A 22,111-nucleotide genomic window follows, 5' to 3' on the forward strand; every position below is an offset into this window, starting at 1 on the left:
AAGCTTTGGGCGAATCGGTAAAAAGTTCCCTAATGGCGCGCATCAGGCGGCGCGCGAAATCACCAGCTTGCCTTCACTGACTTTCACAATTTTCACAGGCTCCCGTGCCTTAAGCTTGGCGTCCTCTTCCCCCTCAATGACCGCCGGCCATTCTACACCGTCATAGATTACGCGGCCTTCATGTGAGCCGCCAAAGCCTTCAAGCACAGTGGCGGTCTTGCCGACTAAACGCTGACCGGGATCATTAATGTCACCCGCTGGCGCGTCCTTTTTCATAAAGCGGCGCGACAATATCGACAGGGTAAGGGTCAGAACGGAAAAGATAATCACCTGAAACACAAAGCCAATGGGCAACCCGGTCAGGGTCAGCAAGGCCACAACCCCGGCTGATGCCGCAGGCCACAGCAGCCATTCCGTACCCAACATAATCTCAAGACCAAGCACAATAACGCCCAAGGTCAGCCATACCCAAAAGGCCTGCATGCCCACCGGCTCAGACGTCAAAAGCGTTGCAAAATCAGGCATATTTATCTCCTGTCCTTACTTTTTAGCTGAAGCTTGATCATTGGTCAGGGATTTTACGAGTTCCGTCACACCACCTACGGTTCCGGCCAGACTGGACAATTCGGTCGGCAAAATAATGGTCTTAGTATTCGGAGACATTGCAAACTTACCGAACGCCTCAACGTACTTTTGCGCAACAAAATAGTTGATGGCGTTGACATCACCCTTGGCAATCGCTTCGGACACCATTTCCGTCGCCTTGGCCTCAGCCTCGGCGGCGCGTTCACGGGCTTCGGCGTCACGATAGGCCGCTTCGCGACGGCCTTCAGCTTCAAGCACGGTCGCCTGTTTATTACCCTCAGCACGGGTGATGGCCGCCTGCTTATCACCATCCGCTTCAATGATCTGAGCGCGGCGCTCACGTTCAGCTTTCATCTGGCGGGCCATAGAATCTGTGATATCAAGAGGCGGTTTCAAATCTTTGATTTCAATCCGATTTACCTTAACACCCCACGGGCTGGTCGCCTGATCAATCACGGTCAGAAGACGCGAATTTATGGAATCGCGTTGCGACAAAACTTCATCCAGTTCCATACCGCCGACCACAGTCCGCAAGTTGGTCATGGCCAGTTGCGTGACGGCATTATCGAGATTATCGACACGGTACGCCGCCGCCGCGGCATCCATGACTTGCGTAAAGACAATACCATCAACCTTGACCACCACGTTATCCTTGGTGATGACTTCCTGTTGGGGCACATCAACAACCCGCTCCATCATATTGACCCGCCGACCGATGCTTTCAACAAAGGGCGTCAGGAAAGAAATACCGGGCTTTAAGGTGCGGGTATAGCGGCCAAAACGCTCCACCGTAAACTCACGCCCCTGCGGTACGATTTTAATGATGCTGAAGGCGATAACGATCGCCAAAATAAGGGTGACTGCGGAAAATGCACTTACAAACATTCAGGGTTCCCTCTTGCCTTGTTTTGCCCGGTTTAACTCTACCCTAAATCACACGATTTCAAAGCCTAATCGGTCCAGCGTGTACCCATAAGTGCGCTCGATTTCAGGAGCACATCTTTGAGATCATCTTCAACGACCATATCCAATGCCGCCTCCAGCGTCACAAAACACGCCTGATCGGCATCGTCACCGGCCACAGGTTCTCCGGCCAGCCAGCGCGCCAGATAATCAATAAGCACATAGTGAAACCCATCCGGATACGCCTCGGAGGCCGGTTCCATAATCTCATAAACTTCGATCAAGGGGCCAAGTTCAGCCTCAATGCCGGTTTCCTCACGCAATTCCCGCAAAGCCGTATTCGCTATCGGCTCGAACCGATCCATCTTGCCACCGGGGATCGACCATTGGCCTTGGCGAGGGGCTCGACCGCGCCGGATCAACAAGACCTCATCACCTCGCCAGCACACAACGCCGATCGCCGGTATTGGATAGTGAGTTTTGACTTGCACTTACAGATTCTCCGTATAAACCCCAACCCTTATAAGCCAAACACTTACAACAGCGCTGCTTTTAGGGATACTTGCCATGACCGCCGCCGCCCAATTTGCTGAATGCCCGCCAGTTGCACCGGAAATTCTGGCAGAGATCAAGTCCGTACTGGGCGAAGGTGGCTATAGCGAAGACTCTTTACGCGTCGAAGCCAAACTGACCGAATGGCGCGGCAAGTGGAAGGGGCATACCCCCTTACTCGTTTTACCCAAAACGACTGAGGAACTCTCTAAAGTCGTCAAGATTTGCTATGAACATGGCGTGGCTATTACCCCGCAAGGTGGCAACACAGGCCTGGTCGGCGGGCAAATTCCATTTGGCGAAATTCTGGTGTCGCTGGAGCGCATGCGTACCATTCGTGATGTCGCGCCGACCGATGACACTATGGTACTGGAGGCTGGCATCACCCTGTTGGAAGCGCAGCAGATTGCCGAAAAAGCCGGACGGCACTTCCCGTTATCTCTGGCGGCCGAGGGGACGGCCACCATTGGCGGCGTCATCAGCACCAATGCCGGCGGCACCGCCGTTCTGCGCTATGGCGTCACCCGCGATCTGGTGTCCGGTCTTGAGGTGGTTTTGCCCAATGGTGACATTTTCCATGGCCTGAAACGCCTACGCAAAGACAATACCGGCTACGACCTCAAGCAGATGTTCATCGGTGCCGAAGGCACATTGGGCATCATCACGGCGGCGTCGCTTAAGCTGTTTCCGGTTATGAATTCGCGATCGGTGGCTATTGTCGGGTTTGAAACCTCACAAAAAGCCATTGATCTTCTGGCCCGCGCCAAACAGGAAACGGGCGGGCAGGTCGAAGCCTTTGAACTGATGGGGCGCTACGGCCTGTCGCTGGTGCTCAAGAACATTCCTGATACCCGCGAACCGCTTGAGGGTGAATATCCGTGGTACGCCCTGATCGAGGTCGCATCGGGTGATCCTGATGGCGCTGAAACCTCTATGGAGCGTCTGCTGGGGGCAGCGTTTGAAGAAGAGCTGATTCTTGATGCGGCCATCGCCCAGAACGATACCCAAGCCGCCGCATTTTGGCGTCTGCGCGAAGAACACTCAGCCGCAGAAAAAGTCGAAGGGGCTGCCTGGAAACATGACATTTCCGTCCCGCTGTCACGCATGGCAGAATATATGGAAGAAGGCGCCAAGGCGATCGAAGCCTTCCTGCCAGGTGCCCGACTGGTGGCGTTTGGTCATGTCGGCGATGGTAATGTCCACTTTAACGTCATAGTGCCTGAAGGCATGGATACCAAAGTCTTCAATGACTTACGTAATGAAGGTTCCAAAGTGGTTCATGATCTGGTGCATCAATATGAAGGTTCCATCTCGGCCGAGCATGGCCTTGGCCGCATGAAAACTCAAGAGGCCCTGTTGTACAAGGATCCTACTGCGGTGGCCGCCATGAGGGCGGTACGGCTGGCGCTCGATCCAAAGCGCATCATGAACCCGCATGTACTATTTTAATAGTTTCAGATGTTAAGCCGCTAAAAACTTTTCAGATAAAACCGCATCAACCAGCATGGTCAGATCTGACGCGGTAAATGGCTTGGGAAGTTGCGCCGTTGAACCAACTTTTCGCGCGGCGGACAAAGCTTTCAGGCAGTCAAATTGCTCAAGTTCAGCCCCCGCTGACATAGCAATGACGTGAACTTCCGGCCATTGACTGCGGATTATGTTGATACCTTCCAGCCCGCCCATGCCCGGCATGAAAATGTCCGTTATCACCACATCGACGTGGGCAATATCAACACGCTCAAGCGCCTCCTCCATCGAGCCCGCCTCACTGACACGGTAGCCCTTATCATCAAGCGCGGTTGCCACAAGTTTGCGTACAATACGGCAATCATCAATGACTAACATATGACGCCGGCGTATAGGTGTGGCCTTTATAAGTTTAGTCTGGGTAAGGATATTGGCGATCGCATGGGGGGTGAATGGCTTCGCCAGTACAAAATCGGCTTCTGCTTGTCGTGCCATGGCGAGCGTCTCTTCAAGCGCAGCACCTCCAGCCCCTCCCGATGTCATAACCGCAACCGGCACATCAGGCGCACGCTCACGCAGGTTTGGTATGAATTTCAAGCTGTTGCCATCGCCGACATAAACGTCAAGTAACATCAGATTAACCTTAAAGTCCCGCAGCATAGAATAGGTCGTTTTAAGATCGTGGCTGACGAGCGTGAGGCATCCCAGCCCCTCAAGGATTCTGGAAATCAGTTGAGCCTGTACGCGACTATCTTCTAAAATCAGTACCGTCCCCAGAGACATGTGAAAACCTCCCCGCGCGCATCCTCGCAGAGTACGCGTTATCAGTGTGTATATGATTAATACGCAATAACTAAACAGACAGGGATGCTGAACTCAAGCCAGCTAAATAATACCCTCAAAACACGGTCTGCGTTTAAAAACAAAGATGACGCACTAGGCCAAATCAGTATAAAAAGCGTTCATGCTCATATTGTTATCCCCAGCCAAATCGCTCAATACATCTCCAGCAGCCGATTGGATCAAATCCACCTCACCCCGGTTTTCCGCTCGCACCAAAGACCTTTTGGCCGTGATGAAAACCAAAAGTCCGGATGATTTGCGCGGGTTGATGGATATATCGGATGATCTAGCGGAGTTAAATTACCGTCGCTATCAGCGGTTTACCCGCCAGGATGCTTTGCCGGCTGCCATGATATTCGATGGAGACGTCTACGATGGCCTGATGGCGCGCGAGCTAGATGAGCCAGCCCTGACATGGATGCAGGATCGTGTCCGTATTTTATCTGGTCTTTATGGCGTGCTGAGGCCGCTTGACCAGATGCGCCCTTATCGCCTCGAAATGGGGACATCCCTGCCGACAGATAAGGGGAAGTCCCTGTATGCTTATTGGGGCGATGATATTGCAAACGCGCTTCTTAAAGATGCCAAGGCCGTAAAGGCGGACACGATACTTAATCTGGCAAGTCAGGAATATGCCAAGGCCGCCCTTACCAAGGCCATGAAGCTTAAGGTTATCAATACGCGGTTTCTGGATGAAAAAGACGGCAAGGCGCGCATAGTGTCATTTTTTGCCAAGCGCGCCCGCGGTCTGATGGCGCGTTACGTCATCGACCATCGCATCGAAGAGGTCGAACAGGCCAAGGCTTTCGATACCGATGGCTATAGGTTCCAGGCCGATCAATCGACGCCGACTGAGTGGGTGTTTTCCCGCCCGCAGCCACCCGTAAAGGCCTAACCGATAAAACCGGACGCGCGTTTCAGGCGATCGTTTATAGCTTCACCTAACCCTTCATCCGGAACGGGGGCTACGCAAATTTTTGACGGTTTAAGTTTATCCGCATCTCTTAAGGATTTAAAAAGGTTAGAGGCAGCTTCGGATAAATCAGATGAAGCACTTAGCTGAAACACCGGGCCGGTGTAATTGGTCGGACCAAACGCCAGATACGCACAGCCCGGTTCGGGAAGCGCCACATTTATCTCAACCTTAGCCTCAGGAGCGTAATGCAGGGTAAGGCGCCCAGGGGAACGGTGCCCATCATGATCATCGCCCTCCAGAGGCCCGATCACGGCTTCTATTTGCTGGCGCGTCACAGCGCCGGCCCGCAGATAACGAACACCGTCCATCAGACTGACAACCGTGGATTCCAAGCCAATCTGGCAATCACCGCCGTCGATCGCCGCCGCCACATAGGCGCCGGTTTCCTCAACCGCATCGTAAAACCGGGTTGGGCTCGGCCGGCCAGAGCGGTTAGCAGAGGGCGCGACCACCCCCCCGCCAAAGGCCCTCAATATCTCAAGGGCGAGAGGATGAGCGGGCATTCTGATGGCGACGCTATCCAGACCCGCCCGTGCCAAATCGCATACCTGCCCATCATTCCTATATGGCACAACGAGCGTCAAAGGCCCTGGCCAGAACGCCTTGGCCAGAGCGCAGGCGCGGTCATCAAAGTGAGCAAGGCCCTCGGCTATAGCCAGATCAGCGACATGAGCAATTAAAGGATTGAAGTGCGGGCGGCCCTTTGCGGAAAACACCTTGGCAACCGCCACGGAATCACTGGCGCTTGCCCCCAGACCATACACAGTCTCGGTTGGCAAAAAGATGAGATTTCCGGCATTAAGAGCGGCCACGGCATCGCTAACAGAAGTCATACCTTGCCCTTACCAAACCACCCTGATGGTCTCAACCTATTTCGCGGCAGACGCGCGCAGGGTGAAGTCCAGTTTTACCTTGGCCGGAATCTGATCTGTCGACGCCCAATCGCCTGAACCGACCCCAAAACCCAATCTGTCCAGGTCGGCCTGTGCTGTGACATTGGCCGTTTTGTTACCGCCAGATTCAGTGATTTTAAGATTAAAGGGCAGATCATATGGCTTTGTCTGCCCATGTAGGGTGAGTTTGCCCTTAGCCACAAAGCGCGTTTCGGAAATTTTTGTAAAAGACTTGGCTTCGAATGTCGCCTTGGGGAAGCTGGCGACGTTGAAAAACGAATCGCTTTTGAGCGTGTTGTCGCGTTCAGCGTCTTCTGTACTCACAGAGTTCAGGTTGATGGCGACCTTAATCGATGACAACTCAAGCGCTGCTGGATCGAAGCGAATGTCAGCGCTATAGTCACTGAAACGCCCGCGGATATTAGCACCCTGAAAAGACGTCACAAAGTCGAGACGGGTTTCGGCCTTGTTTACCGTCCATTTCGCAACCGTAGGGGCCGCCGTCGAAGGGCTTGACGCTTCAGAAGTTGCGACAGCGCTCACCGTCTCCGACGCATCTGAACTTGAGATGGCGCCTTCGCCAGGAGGCACCTCCTCGGTAACGGCCGCGGCCGTTGCAGGGATTTCAGGTTTGGCACCACCAAAGATCATAGCACCCGTTATAATGCCGATCGCGACGGTAGCGGCCGGGATTATCCAGCGCCAATTCAATAACGGCTCCGGTGTCAGTCCTGGAATCATCCGGGTGATGGTGCTATCCTTATCAATGACATGATGTTTAAGGGCGGCCCCTATGTGCAGGGGAATCAACACATAGGTGATCAACTTAGCCAGAATACCATGCACCGCTACCCACGCATCATGGGCCTGCTCCGAAGCTGGAACCGGCAAATGCGGCCATGGCAGAATACCATAAAGCACCGTGTTAATGGCCATAGGACTGGCCGATACCATCGCCCACCCCGTCAGCGGCAAGCCGATCATCGCAACATAAAATCCCCAATGGACGGCTTTTGCCGCCGCCATCTGCCATTTCGGGCCTTCAACTTCCGACGGTGCCTTATAGGCAAAGCGGAGCCCCAGCCTGATAAAGCTAAGAAAAAGTATGGTGATGCCAATGGATTTATGAAGCTGAAAGCGGGCAAATCGGCCTGCATCTTCATCTTCCAGCCGCCACCCCAGGATGATCATGAAAATAATCAGGCCAGCCATCAGCCAGTGAAGCCAGCGGCTATAACGGTTATAGGTTTCAACAGGCATGGTCACTCTCATCTGACGGTTTGCGTCCAGTACTTCATATTGAACAATGGCAACGATTAATCAAGAGCCATATGTAATTATTATTGTTACATATAAGATGACGTGAACGTAAACTTTTCTTGATCTTTTTATTATGTGGATCATACTGCAGATCGGCTCAGCCCTAAGCGCCAGCCAAGGCGTAACTGAGACTCGTCACATCTGAGGAAACCCAATGTCATACCGCCCCAGCATCAAAGATATCAGCTTTTGCCTGCAACAGGTTATAGGCATTGATGAATTTTATCAAAGCGAAGGTTTCCCCGACCTTGATGCCGACATAGTTGATGCGGTTATGGAAGCCGCCGGTGATCTGGCGCGGGATGTTCTGGCCCCGCTCAACGTCATTGGCGATCATCAGGGCGCGCGTCGGGAAAATGAGCAGGTTATTATCGCTGAGGGTTTCGGTGAGGCTCTGAAAGCCTATGCTGAAGGTGGTTGGAATGGCCTCACGGCCGAAATTGAGCATGGCGGCCAGGGCTTGCCCAAAACCCTTGAGCAGGCCTGTTTTGAGTTGTTTCATTCCGCCAATATGGCATTTACGCTCAACCCCACCCTCACCCTTGGCGCGATCGAAGCCTTGAGCGCCTATGGTAATGCGCGTCAAAAAACGATTTATCTGCCAAAGCTGGTCAGTGGAGCGTGGTGCGGCACCATGAATTTGACCGAACCCCAATCTGGTTCGGATCTGTCGACTTTGACTACTGTGGCGCAACCGACTGGCGACGGCACTTACCGCTTAACCGGACAAAAAATCTTCATCACCTGGGGCGATCACGAAGCCTGCGATAATATCGCGCATCTGGTTCTGGCGCGCCTGCCGGACGCCCCTGCAGGCACCAGAGGCATATCACTGTTCTTATGTCCGAAATATCTGGTCGATGACAGCGGGCGCCTCGGTGATCGCAATACGGTTCGTGCGGTTGGGCTTGAACACAAGATGGGCATTCATGCCTCACCTACATGCGTTATGGCCTTTGAAGAGGCCATCGCTGAGATGGTAGGGCCGCCCAACGAAGGGCTGGCCGCCATGTTTGTGATGATGAACGCCGCCAGACTGGCCGTCGGCACGCAGGGCGTTGGCATCGCTGACCGGGCCTGGCAGCAGGCGCAAACCTATGCTCAGGAACGCCGTCAGGGGAAGTCGGTCCTTACGGGTGAAGCCAATGCCCCCATCTATGATCACCCTGATGTCCGTCTGACATTGGCGGTATCAAAGGCCAAAATAGACGCGGCGCGCGCCATATGCCTCTTGACCGCGCAAGCCTTTGACCGCGCCCGCAGAGGATCAGAAAATGATCGTGCGCGCGCCAAACGCCGAGAAGATTTTCTGGTGCCTATCGCCAAGGCATGGAGCACGCAGGTCGGCTGCGATGTCGCCTCTGCCGGCGTGCAGGTGCATGGAGGCATGGGTTTCATCGAAGAAACCGGCGCCGCTCAGCACTACCGCGACGCTCGCATTGCCCCCATTTACGAGGGCACCAACGGTATTCAGGCCGCTGATCTGGTGGGGCGCAAATTATCGCAGGATAACGGACTCGCGGCAAAAGAGTTAAGTGAAGACATCAGAAAATTCATAAAATCTACTGAAAATAAGAATATAATCACATTATCAGATTTGCATAACGCACTGCAGACGTTTGATGACGCCACAGACTGGCTGATCATGCAAAAATCGCAAAATGCTGCGGCCGTTGCGACCGCAGCCAGCCGATACCTGACCTTGTGTGGCGATCTTATCGGCGGATGGCTGCTGGCGAAAGGCGCACTTGCGGCGCAAAAATTGTTGGATCAGGGTGATGGCGATCACGACTGGTTAAGGTCCAAAATCGCTCTCTATGAAATATACAGCACGCAGGTTTTAAGCGCAGCCCCCGCTCATTTAACGGCCATCAAGATGACCAACGCCCCTCTTGAGGTCTTAATGGCAGCCGCAATTTATCCTGATTAGGGCTTAGTCGTCTTAACCGCAGACGGCTTGGCGCCACTATTGGTCGGTCTTGTCGGATCTGGCACAATGTCACCGGTTGAATTGTCAGGCGTCTTTGGCGGGCCTGACGATACTGGCCGAACCACCAGCTTTTGCCGCAACGCCTCTTCGTCCTGAGATTTCAGCAGCTTATCAATCGTAGACCGCACAAACACGGCGTGGGTCACCAACCCAAGTTCAAGTCGGCGATTGTCCTGCTCAACCTGCTTAGTCAAAATACCCGCAATAAAGGTAATCGACGGCTGCTCAGTGCCCGGACGACGGGTCGTACGATCCGTCATAAATACGGGCCCACCTGAATTGCCAGGAATAGCTGTTAAATCAATAAGAAATGTTGGATAGTTCGTGCTGGGTGTTAAGGGATATGAGGCCACACGACCCGCCCGCAGAATAGGAAATCCGGCCGGATTAGCCGACAACCCATGCGGATAGCCGAGCGTCATCATTTCATCGCCCGGCCCGATGCGGTAGTCGCTAAAGGTCTTTTCATCCGCCAGCCAGCCGATAGGCACTACATTGTCTTTGTACGCTGCGGGCACCTCAACCGGAATTACCGCCACATCTTCCTTGCCGTGCTGCACCCACAAAGGACCACGATCAGAACGGATAGTCAGCTTTGACGGCCCATATTGCCACTTGCCCGTTGCGCCTTCAAAACGCCAACCGATACGGACATCATTGGACGGCATCTTCTCAAAAACATGAGCGGCGGTGACCAGAACAATTTCGGGGGGATTGCTGGCAGAATTATACCCTCTGGGCACAGACACCAGAAAGCCAGTCCCCACCATGCGCTTCCCATCGGCCAGAGGCTGATCGATTTGCACGGTTGCTTTGATGAGTTCCAGCGTTAAATCAGCGTCCATAAGCACTCTGCCCTCGAATAAACCCGGCTGGCGGTGAATCTTACCAAACCGTCATTTGACGTATGGTTAAGAACTATCGCAATCTCATTACAAAGATTAACCATTTCCATCCCCATCATCCCCGGTCATCGGGCAATCTGTCAAAGGTGTAATCACATGAAAAGCCGCATAAATCGCAGAAACATGCTTGTAAGCAGCATAAGTGTTGGATTTATGGTCAACTCTGGTTTTGGTGTCACACCCGCCCTATCCGCTTCAGGAAGTCATATGTCTAAACTTACCGCCCCAAAGGCTAAAAAGATCCCCTTAAAGATCGAGCAACTGGGCTATACCCGCATCGACAATTACAACTGGATGAAGGATGACCGTTGGCAAGAGGTGCTGCGTGATCCCGACCTGATTAAGGCCGACGTCAAAGACCACCTCATCATTGAGAACGCCTATTCCAAGGATATGCTAAAGCCGACCGAAGCGCTTCAGGCCACTCTGTTTGAGGAAATGAAGGGCCGCATCAAGGAAGACGATTCGTCGGTGCCTGCCGCAGACGGGGATTGGGAATATTACGTCCGCTATAATAAGGGCGCGCAGCATCCGATCAACGCCCGTAAACCGCGCGGCAAAGACAAGATCAGCAAAGAAATCATCCCGTTTGCCTCCATCCCGACCAATGAGCAAATCCTGCTGGATGAAGATGCCGCCGCAAAGGGTACAGACTACTACTCTACCGGTACGACGACCCACAGCCCCGACCACAAGCTTTATGGCTGGTCTGAAGACACCCAAGGGTCTGAAGTTTATAAAATCTACGTGAAGGATATGGCAACGGGTGAGCGCCTAGGCACGCCGGTTGAAAGTGCGACCGGTGATTTTGTCTTTTCGCCGGACTCGCAATATCTGTTCTGGACGTTCCGTGACGACAATGGCCGCCCATCGCGTATTTACCGCCGTCCCGCTAAAGGCGGTGACGACGTTCTGATATACGAAGAAAAAGACCCCGGCTTTTTCATTGGCGTCGGCACCCTGTCGTCCGATAAGTACATCGTCATCAGCATTGGCAATCAGGAAACGTCTGAATCATGGCTGATACCGGCCTCCGATCCTACCAAGGCTCCGGTCTGCGTTGAACCCCGCGTGACAGGCGTCATGTATGAAGTGGATCACTGGGATGATCGCTTTGTCATCCTGACCAATGCCGACGACGCCATGGACTTCAAGGTGATGACCTCAACCGCATCCCTGCCCTCAAAATCGACCTGGCAGCCGTGGATCGCCCATCGCCCCGGCACTTACATCACCGGGTTAGGTCTGTATAAGGGCCATATGGTGCGGGTTGAGCGTGAAAATGCCAATTCCCGCATAGTCGTGACGAAAAAAGCCGACCTCAGCGAACACACCATCGCCGTCAATGAAGAAGCCTTCGCCCTCGGCATGGGTGGATCATTGGAATATGACACAACGGTGATGCGCTATACCTATACGTCGCCCACGACGCCCGCGCAGACCTACGACTATGACATGGACAGCCGCCAGAAAAGCCTGCGTAAGACGCAGGTTATTCCGTCCGGCCACAATCCGGCTGATTACATCGCCAGACGCCTGTATGCCAAGGCACCGGACGGTGTTGAGGTGCCGATCACGGTTTTGATAAAAAAAGGCGTCAAGCTGGATGGCAGCGCTCCCATGCTACTTTATGGGTACGGTTCCTATGGCATTCCGATGGAGCCCAGCTTTTCGATCCGTAACCTGAGCCTTGTTAATCGCGGCTGGATCTATGCCACAGCCCATATTCGTGGCGGCTCTGAAAAAGGCCGTGGCTGGTTCATGGATGGCCGAAAATTCAAGAAAAAGAATACCTTCACCGACTTTATCGCCTGCGCCGAACACCTGACCGCAAACGGTTATGGCTCCAAAGGCCGGATCGTCGCTTATGGCGGCTCGGCGGGTGGATTATTGATGGGGGCCATTACCAACATGCGGCCAGATTTGTGGGCTGGCGTGATCGGGGCTGTGCCGTTTGTTGACGTGCTCAACACCATGAGCGACACCACCCTGCCTCTCACCCCGCCCGAATGGCCGGAATGGGGCAATCCAATTGAGGACAAGGCAGCCTATGACTACATTGTCTCCTACAGCCCTTATGACAACATCACGGCCAAGGCCTATCCGCCTGTACTGGCGACCGGCGGCCTGAGCGATCCGCGCGTCACCTACTGGGAGCCGATGAAGTGGATTTCGGCTCTGCGCGAGCACAACACGTCGGATGCCCCTATGCTGCTGAAAATCAATATGGAAGCTGGTCACGGCGGGGCGTCGGGGCGCTTTGACTTTCTGAAGGAAATCGCGTTCGATTATGCTTTTGCTATCTGGGCTGTCGATAAAGGGTACTTGAAAGCGTAAATGTCTGACACCGGATCAATCACAGTCCGCAAAGCCACCTTTGCGGACTTTTCCATCATCACTGAAATTTACGGCCATAACTGCCTTTACGGGACAGGCACATTTGCGCTTGAGCCCGCGACACCGCAGGAGATGATGTCGCGCTGGCATGAGATCCGCCAGATGGACCTGCCGTATCTGGTGGCCGTGGAAGGCAATAATGTGCTTGGCTTTGCCTATGCATCGCCCTTCCGCACCCGCCCCGGATACCGCTACGGCATTGAAGACAGCATCTATATCCACCCAGACCACCACGGAAAGGGTATCGGAAAAGCATTGCTGTCCGAATTGGTAACCACGACAACCGAACTGGGCTATTACACCATGATCGCCGTAATCGGGGATGGTGAAAATGCCGCCTCAATCAGCGTTCATAAATCCATGGGCTTTGTGGAAACCGGACGACTGCCCAATGCCGGTTACAAACTTGGCCGTTGGCTAGACGTGGTTTTCATGTGTCGCGAACTGCGGCCATTAGACAATCCCCCCGTGGGGATGGGCTGGAGCCAGTAGGTCGTCCTGTTGTCATAACTAATTCCGCTTAAGCTCGGAAAATTCGACTTATTCATGGCCCAGAATTTGTGCCCCGAAATTGTGGCCCGGAAATTGCTCAGTCTGCCCAACAAGCAGATCGTAGCAACGGTGTCATATGACCAGTCTTCAATTTTTATTACCACAGCCCCCGGTGAGTGCTGTGCGCGACCCGGTCATAGACATTGCCCGCGGCAGTGCCATGCTGCTCGTCATCTTTGGCCATACCTTGCTGATTTTTTTCCTTGCCCGTCCTGATGGTGGATTTGATCCTCATGCCTTTGCGACGGCTCAGGCTATACAATCCTTCCATATGCCTGCCTTTTATTTCATTTCCGGTATGGCGGCCTTGCGCCTGCATGAGCGTAATTTTTACCAGGTTGTGTCGCAAGCCCTAACGCTCGTCTTCTTTGCCTACACCACACACCTTATAGCTGTGCCCTTAGTGGGTGCTGTTCACGGCGATTTTAGCCATCCTGCAAGCCTCGTTAAGATGGCCGTGCGTCCCTTGTTATTGGGTAAGGATTTCGCACTCATGGTACCGTGGTTCCTGATATCCTTGGCAGCCGTACAATGCTTGGCCTGGGTTTATCTACATAGCTCGCGCATGGTCAGGATAGCCCTTGCAACCAGTCTGATAGCTATTTTCATAGCTGATGCCAACGGCCTCAAGGTCGTGTTCATGGATAACACCTGGGGCATCGGTCTATTCTTTTTCCTGATGGGACGTGCGTTCAGCGGCCTTAAAAAGCCAAGCGTCACACCTTGGCTCGCGGCCGTCGCGGCCTTGGTAACAATAGGGCTTGTTACCATCCTTCATCCCCTGAATAAGGGATGCGCTTTAGATCCGATTTCAAATTGCAACCAAAGCATTTACCCGTCCTTTGGTGTTAATATCGTTGCCGGACAGCTAGGCTTTTTACCCCTGTTTCTGGTGACCGCATTTCTGGGCATTGCTAGCCTGATCTTACTCGCGCAAGCCGTGAAATCCTTCCGTGCATCAGTCTTTCTGGTTTGGATAGGTCAAAACACCCTGAGCCTGCTGATCTTAAACGGGGCTTTTCTGGTACTTGCTACGCCCGTGTTGGCCGCGCACATCTCACTCAGACCATGGGCATGGCTAATATGGTCGGTTCTTATTACGGCAGGGCATATAGCGGTTTTACCGCTTATAAAACCGGGGATGGATCGGCTTCAAAACCTTTGTCGCCAGACCGGTGACGCTGTGACCCACAAAGCCCAAAAGCATTTTCCGGAACGGATTTAGGGTAGTCAAGCTCGTGTCAGTTTGAGAAAATCGATAACGCTCTGTGCGGCCAGTTCGGCGGGGGGGCGCTGCCCACGGCCCATCTGATCAAGGGCCGCGTACTGCGCTTCAATCTGTGACCGGCGCACCTGTGGATTATCCAGTCGCTCGCGCACCGCGCTCACCAGATTATCCACCGTGCAGTCTTTTTGAAGATATTCAGGCGCAATTGCCTTACCGGCAACAATGTTGAACAGCGTCACATATTTCAAAGACGACAGCGCTTTGAAAATATAATAGGTCAATGGCTCGACCTTATAAGCAATGATCATGGGACAGCCCGCAAGGGCCAGCTCCGTCGAGACCGTGCCCGAACACGCCAGCGCAAGATCTGCTGTCTTCATGGCGCCAAGCTTTTCAGCTTCAGAGTCAATCAGATACACGCGGTCCTTAATGTCCCCGATCACCTCATGCACCAAAGCTCTGACGGTATCCGCGACCGGTAACACGACCTTTAGATCAGGCCGTTCCGCCAATAATTGCTCAATTGTTGCTTTAAATACCGGCATGAGCCGTTTGATTTCCGAAGGACGGCTGCCCGGCAGAACCAGCAGCATCTGCTGCCCATTTTTTCGCTCGATGGCCCTGGAAACGGCATCAGGGTCGGCTTTAGTGAAGTCGACATTCAGCGCCGGGTTACCGACCACTACGGTCTTCAACCCCTCGCGCTCAAAATAGGGGGCATCCATCGGGTGCAGAGCCAGCAAAAGATCGACACTGCGCGCCAGCGTTTTCGCGCGCCCCGGCCGTGTTGCCCAAACCTGTGGTCCCACATATTTAATCAGCGCTACATCCGGCATCACCGCCCGTATACCGTGGGCGACTCTTAGCGTGAACCCCCATGAATCGATCAAAATGACAGCATCTGGTTTGTCTTTGACGGCCAGTGCAACCGTATCCGCTACCCGCGCTTTGACGCGTTTATAGGCCTTCAAGCCTTCTACCATGCCTAAAATGGATAACTCGGCGATATCGAACGGACTTTTGAGACCGAGGGCCGCCATGCGCGCGCCGCCAATGCCGACAAAGCGCAACTCCACATTTGAGCGAGCTTTGAGTTGTATCATTAGCCCCGCCCCCAAAACGTCCCCCGACGCCTCAGCCGCGACCAGCATGATCGTTTTAACGGGGTGGGCTGTCGCTGTCGTCGAAGCCATAGATGAATACTCCCAATCGGTCAGCCGCCGCATAGGTAGCGACCTTATCAACGACCAGCAGTTTTCCCACCTGCCCAACTATGCCACACAAGCCGGCTTGTGCCACCGCCGCCACTGTCGATACACCAATCGTCGGCATATCCAGACGTAAGTCCTGTATGGGCTTTGCCACCTTCGCCAAAACCCCCTTGCGATCCGCAAGTGAGCCTTTCAGGGCGGATGAAAGACCGCTGATGCGCGCCAGCATCAAGTCAGTCCCATCCTGAGCCTCAACGGCCAGAGTGATTTTATTCGCCACCACAACCGCCTGACCTATATCCAAAGCCCCGATCACATTGGCGATGCGAATAGCCTCAACCATATCGTCATAGGCTTTGGCGGATGGTTCTGGCCCAGCCTGAAGGCCATGGCCAACCAAAAGCTGCGGGTTAGCCTCATGCGCCCCCTCGATAGCATAGCCTTTAGCCTCAAACATGTGGGCAACTTGCCGCAGGAGGCTATCATCACCACCCCGCCCCGCCGCCTGAATGGCGGGCAAATGGGCCGCCCCACCGGCATCACGCTCCATGGTGTCAAAGTCAGGCCGACGCACATAGCCGACCATGCATATGCACTGGCAAGCTTCCTGCGCCAACAGACCAAATATGAGGCCAAAATCCCCCAGTCCAACATCATGGCCGGGATGTTCGTCCAGTTCCGCCTCAGCAAATCCCTTAAGACGCAGGACACAGTAGGGCCGACCCGTTGCCTTAAGATAGCGCGCCACTTCGACTGGGACCGCGCCCCCGCCCGCGATCAGCGCCAGTTTGCCCAGTACCACGTCCCTACTCCGCCGGCAGGCAGATGGGGCGGTTGGAATCTTCGCGAATAAAATTCACGATCTCCACAATCTGCGCCACATCGGAAAAGTTTTCGAGCACATCATCAAGGCGCTCCTGAAGTGTGCCCTCATCGGCAAACATCATCCGATATGCGGTCCGTAGCGACAAAATCAGATCGCGCGAAAAGCCCCGACGCTTAAGGCCCACCAGATTAAGCCCTTCAAGCCGGGCATGATTTCCCCAGACCGAGCCATAAGGGATGACATCCTTGGTCACCATGGCGGCGCCACCCACGAAGCTATAGCGGCCGATACGGGCAAACTGATGTACGCCACACAGTCCGCCCAAAAATACAAAGTCGCCAACCTGTACGTGGCCACCTAGCGATGCATTATTGGCCATGACGACATTGTTCCCGACCCCGCAGTCATGGGCTACGTGTGAGCCGACCATAAACAAACAGTCATTCCCGACGCGCGTGACCGCACCACCCTTGACGGTTCCAGTGTGCATGGTGACATGCTCCCGGATCTGATTCCGCTCGCCGACGATCAGACGCGTAACAGCGCTTTTGTCATGAGCCAAGTGCTGCGGATGACCACCCAAAACCGCAAACGGATGGATCACCGTCCCCGCCCCGATTTCGGTATGGCCAGTAATCACGGCATGGGAGATCAGTTCTACCCCATCACCTAACACCGCGTCAGGTCCCACAATCGACCAGGGACCAATTTTGACATCCGCTCCGATTTTAGCTCCGTGGTGGATAATGGCGCTCGGATGAATAGTCATTTATTTCGGGCTCTCGACAACCATGGCTGCGAATTCGCACTCACAGACGACCTTGCCGTTGACATAGGCTTCGCCTTTGAATTTGAAGACGTCACCGCGGTGACGCAAAACCTCCACCTTCATATGAAGCGTATCGCCAGGACGCACAGGACTTCTGAAGCGAGCGCCATCCACCGACATAAAGAAAATAGTTTTGCCTTCGACGTCAGCGTCCAGAGATTTCGACATCAGGACCGCACCGGTCTGCCCAATAGCTTCGATGATCAGAACACCGGGCATGACGGGATTTTCAGGAAAATGTCCCGGAAAGAACGGCTCATTAAACGTGACGTTCTTGATGCCGGTCATGGTTTTATTCTTGACCCAGTTCTCACCACGATCAATCAACAAAAATGGATACCGATGCGGTATACGCCGGAGAATTTCAGCGTAATCTATACTTTCCCCCGCCACAACGTCGGTGTTATCGGCCTTAATTTCGGCCACGGCCTGATCGGCGTCTTCTGTCATTGAGTGGTTAACCCTTATCTTTCTGAGCCGCCTGTTTAGACAGCCAAGCCGCTTCGCGCAAGAACTGACGCGAGGGTTTGGCCGGAAAACCAGACCACATCTCGCCTTCGGGCACATCTTTATAGACAACCGCCCCCGCAGCCACCTTGGCACGCGCGCCGACAGCTATATGGTCGATCAATCCGGCACGACCGCCAAACATCGCCCCATCACCGATGCGGGCCGATCCTGAAATGCCAGCATGTGCCGCAATAATGCACTGGCGGCCAATCTGAACATTATGGGCGATCTGAACCATATTATCGATCTTGGTCGCCTCACCGATCACCGTATCATCATAGGCGCCGCGATCGATACAGGTTCCGGAACCGACGCTAATGTCATCCTGCAAGATAACCCGGCCAAGTTGCGGCACATCAATCAGCCCCCGCTCATCGCCACTCACCCCAAAGCCCGCCTCACCTATGTGGGCACCGGAAGCGATATGAACACGATCCCCCATTAGGGTGCAGTATATTGTGGCGTGAGCCCCAATCCGGCAATTGCGGCCAATGGTACAGCCCGGCCCGATAACACTATAGGCTTCTAACCGCGTACCCGACCCGATTTCTGCATTCTGCCCGATAACCACACCGATCCCGATATAAACATCGTCCTCAATGCGTGCCGTTGGGTGAACCGCGACTGAGCCTTTGTGGCGTATAGGCTGATAAAGTGCATTCGCCAGTCGCGCCCACGCCGCCTGTGGTGATTTCACAACCAGAGCCAGCCCCTCCGCAGGCACCATCGCGGAGTCATCCTCGCTCACGAATACAAAACCAGCGCGCGTTTTTTTCAACGAAGACAAATAGCGTCTATCGCTGAAAAATGCCGCCTCATCGGGCTCAGCAATGGATAAAGGGGCGCATGCCCTTATTGGCCCGCCCCCTTTAACGGAAGTCTCAGTGTATTTCGCCCGCGTAAGCGCCACGACCTGATCCAAGTTGAGACTTGACGCGACCTCAAAAAATCTCGGATCAGGCATGGGTGTTTACGGACGTCCTGTTATTTAGTTCTTTTTGGTTGCCGCGGCAGGTGCCGGAGCGGCTGCCGTCGGACGGGCTTGCGGCGTAATGCGCTCACGATCAAAGGTCATGGTCTTCTTGACAGCATTAAGCTTGGTCACGACCTGACCCGTGATATCCATAGCCGGGTTGGCAAACAGAACCGAGTTGCGATCAACCAGAATTCCACAGCCCTTTTCCGAATAAACGGCACGCAGTTGGGGCTCAAGGTCGGTGGCAATTTGACGCTGGGCCTTGGCTTCGGTTGCCTGAAGCTCCTGACCGCGCAATTGCACCTTCTGTTCAAAACCCTGAACCTTACCCTGGAAGGCCTGAGCCTTGGTTTGCAGGGCCTCACCTTGCAGGGTTTTGGCGTTGACCTGATCCTGCAGTGACTTGCCTTCGGTTTCAATGGCGGTGCGTTCCGGCTTGATTTCAGCCTCAACCGCAGCGCTCAACTGGCGCATGCGCTCACCGGCCGCTTTACCCATGTCAGAGCCGGCAATGGCGTCTTCAACCGAATAGACGCAGACGCCCGGAATGACCGGGCCTGGGTTCATGGCCGGTTGCGCCGGGGCTGCAGCCGGTGCCGTCTGGGCCGAAACCTGACCGGCCATAAGCGCCGCAGCGCTGGCGAGAACGAGCAGAGATTTTTTCATCGATGTAACACTCATGGCTTTGTTGGTTTCCCGGAGATGTGCCTCCGGAGATAAACGGTTTAAAACTGGGTCGACTGCGAGAAGCGGAAAGTTTCCGTCTTGTCGTAATCTTCGCGCGAGAGAACCTGTGAAATATCGAACTGGATCGGCCCCATGGGGGACTTCCAGCGAATGGTCACACCGGCTGCCGCCCGCAATGACATATCATCTACGATATTTGTGTTCACGGTGCTACCACTCATCTTAAGGCGGTCATCAACACCGCCGAGCGTACCGAAATCCACGAATAAGGCCGTTTTGAGACCGTACTGCTCAGGCAGGCCATTCGGAATGCCCAGCTCGACCGTACCAATGGCGTAGGTTTGGCCGCCCAAAGCATAGGTTGAGCTTTGATCGCGCGGGCCAATACCAGCATTCTCAAAGCCGCGGAAGGTTGTGCCGCCCTTAAAGAAGCGGTCATTGATACGAACCGCGTCACCACCAAATGGCGTGATATTTCCGGCCAGACCTTGCAGGTGCAGGATCATGTCCTTGCGGAAGCCGTAGTACCAGTGCGCCTCAAGTTCAGACCGGACATATTTCACGTCGCCACCCAGACCCGCAAAATCCTGACGGGCAATCGCCTGCCAGCCGCGCGTCGCCTGTACGAAATCATTGCGGCGATCAAATGACAGGGTGTAGCCCACGCTCGATGTCACGCCGGTGCCGCAGCTATAGATAAGGTCATCACACTGGGTTGAGGTGGTGCCGTAGGACAGATCATCCGAACGCAGGTTATAGCGCAGACGCAGCAGGCTATAGCCATTCAGGCTGTAGCCCAGACGCAAGCCAAAACCGTTACTTTCGGACTTATAGCTGGTGTATTCCGAGTAATCGAGCGCCGACGAAAACAGGTCGATACCGGCCTGTACGTCCCGGTTCATGAAGTGCGGTTCGGTAAAGCTGATGTCGATATTTCTCTGGATCGAGCCCGTTGAAATCCGTGCCCGGACGTTCTGACCGCGACCACGGAAGTTACGCTCAGTTATACCGACGTCAAAAATGAACTTTTCGTAGGACGAGAAACCGGCACCGAACGACAGTTCGCCGGTGGGCTGCTCGGTGACTGCTACTTCGATGTTGGTCTTATCCGCCGTAGCCGACGGCACTTCCTTGATTTCCACATCCTTGAAGAAGCCAAGCGCGTTGACATACATCTTAGAGCGTTCAAGCAGAGCCTTATTGTAGGCATCGCCTTCGGACAGCAGCATTTCGCGCCGCACGACACGGTCGAGCGTTCGACCATTGCCAACCACATCGATCTTATCGATATAGACGCGCGCACCTTCGCGAACATTATAGGTCACATCGACGGTGCGATCCTGCGGGTTGCCTTCATCACGCGGGCGGATATCCACGAACGCAAAACCGGCCGAACCGGCGGCAAAGGTCAGATTATCGACGCCCTTTTCGATCAGGTCGCTTTCGTAAAGGTCACCATTTTTGAACGGAATAACACGTTCCAGATTCTGGGCATTCAGTTTGTCGTTTTCGGTCTTAACCGTGACACGACCGAAGTTATATTTTTCACCCTCATCCAGCGTGTAGGTGATCGCAAAATCCTTACGATCCGGCGACAGCTCAGCCACGGACGACACCACGCGGAAATCATAGTAACCGCGGTTGGTGTAGTGCTTTCTCAACTGTTCACGATCGTAATCCATCCGGTCCGGATCATAGTTGTCGTTCGACGAGAAGAACTTCCACCAGATCGACTTCTTGGTAACGACGACACTTGAAAGATCGCTGTCCGAGAACGCTTTGTTGCCGATAAAGTTCATGCTCGACACACCGGTCTTGACGCCTTCATCGATTTCAAAAATCAGATCGACGCGCTTTTGCGGCAGTTCAACGATCTTTGGCGTCACGGTCGCCGAAATACGCCCGGAACGACGATAGAGTTCGATAATGCGCTGAACATCGGCCTGAACCTTGGCGCGGGTAAACACACCACGAGGACGGATGGTTACTTCTTCACGCAGCTTGTCTTTGGATAGGGCGCTGTTGCCTTCAAAGACCACCTGATTGATGATCGGGCTTTCAACGACGCTAACCACCATTTCCGCGCCATTCATGACGATTTGAACGTCGGAAAACAGTTCTGTACGGAACAGGGTTTTTACCGACTGGTCGATCGCCAGAGGCGTTGCGGGCTGCCCCACCTGCACCGGCAGATACGAAATGATCGTCTGCGAATCGATGCGCTCATTACCTTCGACACGGATACGGCCAATATTGATCGCCGCTTGTGGGGCCACCGCTGGCTGTGTCTGCACCGGATCAACCGGCGCCGTTTGCGCCATGGCCGGAGCGGTCAGAAGCCCTAGGCTTAGAAACGCCAGAACGCTGACGCCCGATTGAAGCTTTCGTGAAGAAGTATGCACGTTGAGGCCCTTAGTCATATGTTCTGTATCATTTTTATGTTCGGACGGCGGCCCGTGTT

At 54.1% G+C, this 22,111-nt stretch carries 20 protein-coding genes; 6 read left to right on the top strand and 14 right to left on the bottom strand.

Going from position 1 to position 22,111, the window contains the following annotated elements; all coding sequences use genetic code 11:
* Nucleotides 1-42: 42 nt before the first annotated feature.
* From OVA03_RS03370 to OVA03_RS03380, 3 genes are all read right to left on the bottom strand, one after another.
* Nucleotides 43-525 (bottom strand): NfeD family protein, encoded by a 483-nt coding sequence (locus OVA03_RS03370; RefSeq protein WP_267526773.1) that lies wholly within the window; start codon nt 523-525, stop codon nt 43-45.
* Nucleotides 526-540: 15 nt separating this feature from the next.
* Nucleotides 541-1,470 carry an SPFH domain-containing protein gene (locus OVA03_RS03375; RefSeq protein ID WP_267526774.1) on the bottom strand — a complete coding sequence of 310 codons (930 nt, stop codon included), beginning with the start codon at nt 1,468-1,470 and terminating at the stop codon, nt 541-543.
* Between the two features lie 65 nt (nt 1,471-1,535).
* Complete coding sequence (locus OVA03_RS03380) at nt 1,536-1,979, bottom strand: NUDIX hydrolase (RefSeq protein ID WP_267526775.1); 444 nt, start codon at nt 1,977-1,979, stop codon at nt 1,536-1,538.
* A gap of 76 nt (nt 1,980-2,055) precedes the next feature.
* Between OVA03_RS03380 and OVA03_RS03385 the strand changes: the two genes are divergently transcribed.
* Nucleotides 2,056-3,489, top strand: coding sequence for an FAD-binding oxidoreductase (locus OVA03_RS03385; protein ID WP_267526776.1), 1,434 nt, complete (start codon nt 2,056-2,058; stop codon nt 3,487-3,489).
* Nucleotides 3,490-3,501: 12 nt separating this feature from the next.
* Here the strand turns inward: OVA03_RS03385 and OVA03_RS03390 are convergent, their stop codons facing one another.
* The gene (locus OVA03_RS03390; RefSeq protein ID WP_267526777.1) at nt 3,502-4,290 is read right to left on the bottom strand and encodes a response regulator; all 789 of its coding nucleotides are present in this window, start codon (nt 4,288-4,290) and stop codon (nt 3,502-3,504) included.
* A 181-nt stretch (nt 4,291-4,471) separates the two neighbouring features.
* Here OVA03_RS03390 and yaaA point away from each other — a divergent pair, with 181 nt between their 5' ends.
* Complete coding sequence (gene yaaA, locus OVA03_RS03395; protein WP_267526778.1) at nt 4,472-5,245, top strand: peroxide stress protein YaaA; 774 nt, start codon at nt 4,472-4,474, stop codon at nt 5,243-5,245.
* Here yaaA and OVA03_RS03400 read toward each other — a convergent pair.
* Nucleotides 5,242-6,159 (bottom strand): L-threonylcarbamoyladenylate synthase, encoded by a 918-nt coding sequence (locus OVA03_RS03400; protein ID WP_267526779.1) that lies wholly within the window; start codon nt 6,157-6,159, stop codon nt 5,242-5,244. The genes yaaA and OVA03_RS03400 overlap by 4 nt on opposite strands.
* Before the next feature lie 36 nt (nt 6,160-6,195).
* A complete protein-coding gene (locus OVA03_RS03405; RefSeq protein WP_267526780.1) occupies nt 6,196-7,479 on the bottom strand; it encodes a YceI family protein in 1,284 nt (427 codons plus the stop codon).
* Between the two features lie 214 nt (nt 7,480-7,693).
* On the opposite strand from OVA03_RS03405, the gene OVA03_RS03410 reads away from it, so the two are divergent.
* Nucleotides 7,694-9,469 (top strand): acyl-CoA dehydrogenase, encoded by a 1,776-nt coding sequence (locus OVA03_RS03410; RefSeq protein ID WP_267526781.1) that lies wholly within the window; start codon nt 7,694-7,696, stop codon nt 9,467-9,469.
* Here OVA03_RS03410 and OVA03_RS03415 read toward each other — a convergent pair.
* Nucleotides 9,466-10,374 carry a trypsin-like serine peptidase gene (locus tag OVA03_RS03415; RefSeq protein WP_267526782.1) on the bottom strand — a complete coding sequence of 303 codons (909 nt, stop codon included), beginning with the start codon at nt 10,372-10,374 and terminating at the stop codon, nt 9,466-9,468. The two genes, OVA03_RS03410 and OVA03_RS03415, sit on opposite strands and share 4 nt — an antisense overlap.
* Before the next feature lie 156 nt (nt 10,375-10,530).
* On the opposite strand from OVA03_RS03415, the gene OVA03_RS03420 reads away from it, so the two are divergent.
* The 3 genes from OVA03_RS03420 to OVA03_RS03430 all read left to right on the top strand — a co-directional run bounded on the left by OVA03_RS03420 (nt 10,531) and on the right by OVA03_RS03430 (nt 14,608).
* Nucleotides 10,531-12,771, top strand: a complete 2,241-nt coding sequence (locus OVA03_RS03420; protein ID WP_420710469.1) for a S9 family peptidase — start codon at nt 10,531-10,533, stop codon at nt 12,769-12,771.
* Complete coding sequence (locus tag OVA03_RS03425) at nt 12,772-13,323, top strand: GNAT family N-acetyltransferase (RefSeq protein WP_267526784.1); 552 nt, start codon at nt 12,772-12,774, stop codon at nt 13,321-13,323.
* Nucleotides 13,324-13,459: 136 nt separating this feature from the next.
* Complete coding sequence (locus OVA03_RS03430) at nt 13,460-14,608, top strand: acyltransferase family protein (protein WP_267526785.1); 1,149 nt, start codon at nt 13,460-13,462, stop codon at nt 14,606-14,608.
* Between the two features lie 5 nt (nt 14,609-14,613).
* On the opposite strand, the gene lpxB is transcribed toward OVA03_RS03430, so the two are convergent.
* Genes lpxB through bamA form a run of 7 tightly spaced genes read right to left on the bottom strand, consistent with a single transcriptional unit; the run spans nt 14,614 to nt 22,070 of the window.
* A complete protein-coding gene (gene lpxB, locus OVA03_RS03435) occupies nt 14,614-15,804 on the bottom strand; it encodes a lipid-A-disaccharide synthase (RefSeq protein ID WP_267526786.1) in 1,191 nt (396 codons plus the stop codon).
* Nucleotides 15,770-16,624, bottom strand: coding sequence for an LpxI family protein (locus OVA03_RS03440; RefSeq protein WP_267526787.1), 855 nt, complete (start codon nt 16,622-16,624; stop codon nt 15,770-15,772). The genes lpxB and OVA03_RS03440 overlap by 35 nt, the downstream gene beginning before the upstream one ends.
* 4 nt (nt 16,625-16,628) lie before the next feature.
* Nucleotides 16,629-17,417 carry an acyl-ACP--UDP-N-acetylglucosamine O-acyltransferase gene (gene lpxA, locus OVA03_RS03445; RefSeq protein ID WP_267526788.1) on the bottom strand — a complete coding sequence of 263 codons (789 nt, stop codon included), beginning with the start codon at nt 17,415-17,417 and terminating at the stop codon, nt 16,629-16,631.
* On the bottom strand, nt 17,418-17,927 hold the full coding sequence (fabZ, locus tag OVA03_RS03450; protein ID WP_267526789.1) for a 3-hydroxyacyl-ACP dehydratase FabZ: 510 nt from the start codon (nt 17,925-17,927) through the stop codon (nt 17,418-17,420).
* Nucleotides 17,928-17,934: 7 nt separating this feature from the next.
* Entirely contained in the window at nt 17,935-18,951 is a 1,017-nt protein-coding gene (gene lpxD / locus OVA03_RS03455) for a UDP-3-O-(3-hydroxymyristoyl)glucosamine N-acyltransferase (protein WP_267526790.1), read from the bottom strand.
* Between the two features lie 24 nt (nt 18,952-18,975).
* On the bottom strand, nt 18,976-19,629 hold the full coding sequence (locus tag OVA03_RS03460; RefSeq protein ID WP_267526791.1) for an OmpH family outer membrane protein: 654 nt from the start codon (nt 19,627-19,629) through the stop codon (nt 18,976-18,978).
* 59 nt (nt 19,630-19,688) lie between these two features.
* The gene (gene bamA, locus OVA03_RS03465) at nt 19,689-22,070 is read right to left on the bottom strand and encodes an outer membrane protein assembly factor BamA (protein ID WP_420710471.1); all 2,382 of its coding nucleotides are present in this window, start codon (nt 22,068-22,070) and stop codon (nt 19,689-19,691) included.
* Nucleotides 22,071-22,111: the final 41 nt, after the last annotated feature.

The sequence above is a fragment of the Asticcacaulis sp. SL142 genome, assembly GCF_026625745.1.
Taxonomy (GTDB): domain Bacteria; phylum Pseudomonadota; class Alphaproteobacteria; order Caulobacterales; family Caulobacteraceae; genus Asticcacaulis.